Genomic DNA, 6000 nt, shown 5'->3' with positions numbered 1-6000 from the left:
CGGTGGCCTACGGCACGCTCGTCCCGGTGACGCCGAAGGTGTCCGGGTCAGTGAAGGTCGGTTACACGTTGACCGCAACGCCCGGCGCCTGGGGACCGGCGCCGGTGAGCCTGACCTACCAGTGGTACCGGGTTTCCTCCGCTGGCGCAGTGACGCCCATCTCCGGTGCCAAAGCGTCCACCTATAAGGCAACAGCCAGTGACCGTGGCTACCGGTTGAAGGTCGCGGTGACAGGTAGTGAGTCCGGGTACACCACCGCGGACCGCGAGAGCGCCCTCACCAGCGCGGTGGCCTACGGCACGCTCGTCCCGGTGACGCCGAAGGTGTCCGGGTCAGTGAAGGTCGGTTACACGTTGACCGCAACGCCCGGCGCCTGGGGACCGGCGCCGGTGAGCCTGACCTACCAGTGGTACCGGGTTTCCTCCGCTGGCGCAGCGACGCCCATCTCCGGTGCAAAAGCGTCCACCTATAAGGCAACAGCCAGTGACCGTGGCTACCGAATGAAGGTACGAGTCACCGGCACCGAAACCGGATACACAACCGCGTATCGCGAGAGCACCCTCACCAGTTCTGTCCCTCGTTAAAACTGGCCGGAGTTTTACATTCCCTGCTCGTGCTCGGACGCACGCCCGCGGGATCGAGCGTCGTGGGGTGCTGCTCTTCCTCGGCCGCAGCAGTCGCGCCCTCGCGTGCTCGCCAATTGCGCTGCCCTCGCGCGGTGGGGACTGCCGCACGCACGGGTGACAGTTCCTAGTCACGCAGCCTGGTCGGCAGGCGTGGTCATGGTGGTCTCGTATTCGATGGGCGTGAATCGGCTAAGGCGGTCTTGCCGGCGGCGTCGGTGGGAGGTGCGTTCGATCCGGGTCACGATAGCGATCGGCTGCTTCAACCACCGACGCCTCTGCGGCAAAATCGGACTCCTCCCACCCGCCGAGCTCGGGGCCACCCACTAGGCCTCACAGCCCGACGAGCACCACCGTCCGAACCCGATCCCCACCGAGGTCGGATCCAACTAACCGAGCCTCCACGAGACCTGGCGCGCTTCAGTCGGTGACAATGTTCGCTGCATCTCGACAGCGGACGGCGCCTCGCCACGCTCGCGTAGTCCGTACCTCCCCGCGCAACGCGAAGGACGAAGCACCACACACCTCTTGCATTCCCGGTCGTTGATGTGTCGGTCACAGTCCGCAGGGACGCCCGCTGGCGCCTCAGGGGGGTGTGACGATGAGCATCCACAAGCTGACCGCGGGGTCGGGGTACGACTATCTGACCCGTCAAGTCGCGGCCTTGGACGCCACCGACAAGGGCCACACCGGGCTCGCGTCGTACTACAGCGAGAAGGGTGAGACACCTGGGGAGTGGGTTGGGTCTGGGATCACCGGCATCGAGGGGCTCGCCGCCGGCGACATCGTCACCGCCGAGCAGATGCAGGCGTTGTTCGGTTCCGGGCACCACCCGCTGGCCCACGCACGGCGCGAGAGCTTCCAGGGTCAGGGAGTGAGTGCCGAGGACTACCGCGCGGTGACCCGGTTGGGAGTGCCGTTCAAGGTGTACGAGCACGACGTCTCCGCGTACCGGCTCGAGGTCGCGAAGCGCTTGAGGTCACCCAACAAAGCCGCGGGCGTCCCTGGTGAGTACCCAGTCTCGGCCGAGGACCGCGCCCGCGTCCGCACCGAGGTCGCCCGGGAGTTCTTCCGCGCCGAGCACGGCCGCGATCCCGATGACGCCCGCGAGCTGTCCGCAACCATCGCCACGCACTCGCGCCCCAAGACGCAGGCGGTGGCGGGTTTCGACCTCACGTTCAGCCCGGTGAAGTCGGTCTCGACGCTGTGGGCGATCGCCGACCCATCGACCGCTGCCCGGATCGAACGGGCCCATCACGCGGCCATCAGCGACGCGCTGGGGTTCGTCGAGCGGCACGCCCTGTACTCCCGGGAGGGCGCCAACGGGGTCCGTCAGGTCGACGTGCGCGGCCTGGTTGCCACGGCGTTCACGCACCGAGACAGTCGGGCCGGTGACCCCGATCTGCACACCCACGTCGCCGTCGCGAACAAGGTGCAGACCCTCGACGGCAAGTGGCTGGCGGTCGACGGGCGCGTGTTGTTCAAGGCCACGGTCGCCGCGTCCGAGACATACAACAGCGCGCTCGAACGGCACCTGAACGCGGATCTCGGGCTGCGCTTCGAGGCACGAGACGACACCGACCCACGCACACGTCCGATCCGCGAAGTCGTGGGCGTCGACCCGAGGTTGAACCACCGCTGGTCCGCCCGTCGGGTGAGCATCGAGGAACGGCGCAGCACCCTGGTCACGCGGTTTCAGCGCACCCACGGCCGGCCACCGACCCCGATCGAAGCGATCCACCTGGCCCAGCAGGCAACCCTGGAAACCCGCGACGCCAAGCACGAACCACGGGCGCTGGCCGAGCAGCGCGCGACCTGGCGGGAACAGGCCCGCGAGGTGCTCGACGGTGACCACGGAATCCACGCCATGCTCGCCCAGACGATGGCCTCGCACGGGCCCAGCCCCGTAGACCGGTTCGTTCGGGTCGACATCGACACCACCGCCCAGGCGGTCCTGACTCAGATGGAGAACCGGCGGTCGGTGTGGCAGGTCTGGCATGTCCGTGCCGAGGCCGAACGACGGACCCGCGGCGCGGGCGCCTCTCACCTGCTCAGGCCAGGCCTGGTCGACCAGGTGGTGGCCCGTGCCCTCGAAATGTCGGTGCCGATCGGTCGCCCTGAGAACGACATCGCCGAACCGAAAGAGCTGCGGCGCCAGGACGGTTCGTCGATGTACACCGTGGCCGGTGCGGACTTGTTCACGTCCGCGACGGTGATGGCCGCCGAGCAGCGTCTGGTCGAGGTGGCGGGCCGCACCGACGGCCTGGTCGTGGACGAGATGGCGGTCGAGCTGGCGCTGATGGAATCGGCGGCTAACGGTGTCCCCCTCAACTCCGGACAGATCTGCCTGATACGGGCCATGGCCACGTCCGGCGCCCGCCTCCAGCTTGCGATCGCGCCGGCCGGGTCCGGCAAGACCACCGCGATGCGGGCCCTGTCCGGGGCGTGAGCCGAAGGCGGCGGGCAGGTACTGGGACTGGCCCCCTCGGCCGCGGCCGCCGCCGCGCTGCGGTCCCAGATCGACACCACCACCGACACCCTCGCCAAGCTCGTCCACGAAATTTCCAACCGCGACCCGAATGCCCGCACCTGGATCGACGTCCCCGTCAACGAGAAGGACACCGCCACGGCGGCCGGTGCACGCTGGGACCCGCGGGCGCGCTCCTGGTACGCCCCCGAGGGTGCGGCACAGGTCGCAGCCGGGGCACCGCTCGCGCCGTGGCGGGTCTGCGTGACCGACATCGGCCCCGGGACGCTGGTCGTGATCGACGAAGCCGGCATGGCCGACACGATCTCCTTGGATCTGGCGGTGCAGTTCGTCCTGGATCGAGGCGGCAGCGTCCGGTTGATCGGCGACGATCAGCAGCTGGCCGCGATCGGCGCCGGCGGCGTGCTGCGCGACATCCAGTCCACCCACGGGGCCTGCCGGCTCACCGAACTGGTCCGGTTCGCCGACCCCGCGGAGGGCGCCGCCACCCTCGCGCTGCGCGAGGGTCGGCCCGAGGCGCTCGGGTTCTACCTGGACCGGGCCCGGGTCCACGTCGGCGACCTGGCGACGATGACCGAGGACGTGTTCGGCGCCTGGCAGACCGACCGCGCCCAGGGCCTGGACTCGATCATGCTGGCACCGACCCGGCAGCTGGTCAGCGACCTCAACCAGCGAGCTCGCGCGCACCGGGTGGAAAGTGCCGACCCCGGCAGCAGCCGGTGCGACGAGGCGCGGACAGTGTGCCTCGCGGACGGAAACCTGGCCGGTGTGGGCGACCTGGTCATCACCCGGTCCAACGACCGCCGGCTGCGGTCCTCCTCGACCGACTGGGTGAAGAACGGCGACCGTTGGACCGTGCGGGCCATCGACGAGAGGGCTGTGAGGGTCCAGCACACGCGAAGCGGTCGGCTGCTCACCCTCCCGGCGGACTACGTTCACCGCCACACCGAACTGGGCTACGCGACAACGATCCACACCGCCCAGGGCGTGTCGGTGGACACCATGCACGGCCTGGCCAACGGGGACGAATCCCGCCAGGCGCTGTACACGATGCTGACCCGCGGCAAGCAGGGCAACCACGTGTACCCGGAGGTCGTCGGTGACGGCGACCCGCACAGCGTGATCCGCCCGGAGATGACCCACCCGCCGACCCCCACCGGCCTGCTTGAGCAGATCCTGGCCCGCGACGACGCGCCCCGTTCGGCGACCACGATGCTGCGCGAGCAGGCCGTGCCGGCCACCTTGCTCGGTCAGGCGGCACAGCGGTACCTGGACGCCTTGTACGTCGCGGCCGAGCATGAGCTCGGCCCGGAGCAGGTCGCCAGACTCGAAGCAGACGCCGAACGTGTCGTTCCCGAGGTCACGCAGCAGCCCGCCTGGCCGGCGTTGCGGGCCCACCTGATCCTGACCGGTGCACACGGCGTGGACCCCACCGTAAAGCTGCGGGCCGCCGCCGAGTCGCGTGAGCTCGACACCGCCGGCGACACCGCCGCGGTGCTGGACTGGCGCCTTGACGACACCGGCCTGCGCGGCGGCGGCCACGGCCCGTTGCCGTGGTTGCCCGGTGTGCCCGCATCCCTGGCCGGCAACGACACGTGGGGGTCCTACCTCGTACAGCGGGCGGCGAAGGTCACCGACCTGGCCATCACGGTGCGTGAGCAGGCGGTCGCCGGTGCGACACCGGGCTGGGCGCCCAGCGGCCGGCCCGCCGATCCGGTGCTCGGCGATATCGCCGTGTGGCGGGCCGCGACGCTCGTCGACGACGCCGACTGGCGCCCCACCGGGCGCGCCCAGCTGCAGAAGGCGCCCGCGATTTGGCAGCGCCAGCTGACGGAGCGGCTGATCGGTGACCGTGCCCCCGCCATGGAGGAGTGGGGCCCGGTGATTGCCGCAGCCACCGGCACGACCGTCCGGGCCACCGGCCGCGACCCGTTCGCGCCGGTCTTGGCCGGACGGCTCGCGGCGATGGCCCGCTCGGGCGTCGACGCGCCCGGCATGCTGCGGCGAGCCCGCGCGACCGGGACCCTTCCCGACGATCACACCGCCGCCGCACTCTGGTGGCGCCTCCGTCGTCACCTGCCGCCCGCCGTCGTGCAGCAGATCGACCACGCAGGACAGGACGGGGGCCTGCGCGCTGCATGGACGCCGAGGGTGCTGCAACTGCTGGGCCAAGACCGTGCCGCACAGCTGCAGGCCAGCCCCTGGTGGCCCACCCTGGTCACCACCGTCGACCACGCACTGGCACGCGGATGGTCGGTGCAGGACCTGTTCCGAGGCGAGGCGGCGCAGCTGACCGACCCCGGTGACGACCCCTGCCAGAGGTTGGTCTGGCGACTGTCGGTCGCGATGGACCCCGTCCCCGACGAGCCCTGCGACGCCTACCCGGTCGTGGGGGTGTGCCCCTGGCACCACGTCCCCGTGCCTGCCGATGCAGCGCAGACACTCTTGCCGGACCTGTCCGCCGACCAGCTCCCGCCAGTGGTCGCCGAACGCCGGTTGGCAGCGCCTCCGGCCCGGGATCTGCGCGACCGCCTCGTCACCATGCTCGACGTCCAGATCGACACCCGTCCGCCCATCGGTCCGACCCTGACCGGCGCCGCGCAAGAGCGGCGGTCGATCAGCCCGACCTCGCCCGACCGGTCGGTCGGTCCCCGCCGTTGACCAGCGCAGTCCTCGCCGTCCAGCTCCTGGTGCTGCGCGCGCACCTGCTGGCCCCCGGGCAACTGGACCAGCTGGTCCCCGGCGATCGCCGCTCCCAGGCCGAATGCTCCATGCCGAGCTGCTGCATCGCAGCGACATCGGCCAGTCGCCGCGGACAGGAGCGGCTCGTGGCGGGCGCCCGTTATGCCCCAGTTATGCCCGCAAGGGCAGTGACAGAACGCCCCGATC

3 pseudogenes are annotated in these 6000 nt (G+C 70.6%); 2 read left to right on the top strand and 1 reads right to left on the bottom strand.

From position 1 onward, the window contains the following. A pseudogene (locus J4030_RS01475) lies at positions 1 to 584 on the top strand (carboxypeptidase regulatory-like domain-containing protein); the annotation flags it as partial. A gap of 170 nt (positions 585 to 754) precedes the next feature. Here J4030_RS01475 and J4030_RS17745 read toward each other — a convergent pair. After that, positions 755 to 901: pseudogene (locus J4030_RS17745) on the bottom strand (IS3 family transposase); the annotation flags it as partial. Positions 902 to 1224: 323 nt separating this feature from the next. Between J4030_RS17745 and mobF the strand changes: the two are divergent. Next, positions 1225 to 5772 (top strand): annotated as a pseudogene (gene mobF, locus J4030_RS17740) (MobF family relaxase). The last annotated feature ends 228 nt before the right edge of the window (positions 5773 to 6000 follow it).

This window comes from Allobranchiibius sp. CTAmp26 (assembly GCF_017565405.1).
GTDB lineage: Bacteria > Actinomycetota > Actinomycetes > Actinomycetales > Dermatophilaceae > Allobranchiibius.
This window is presented reverse-complemented; position numbering and strand designations above follow the sequence as displayed.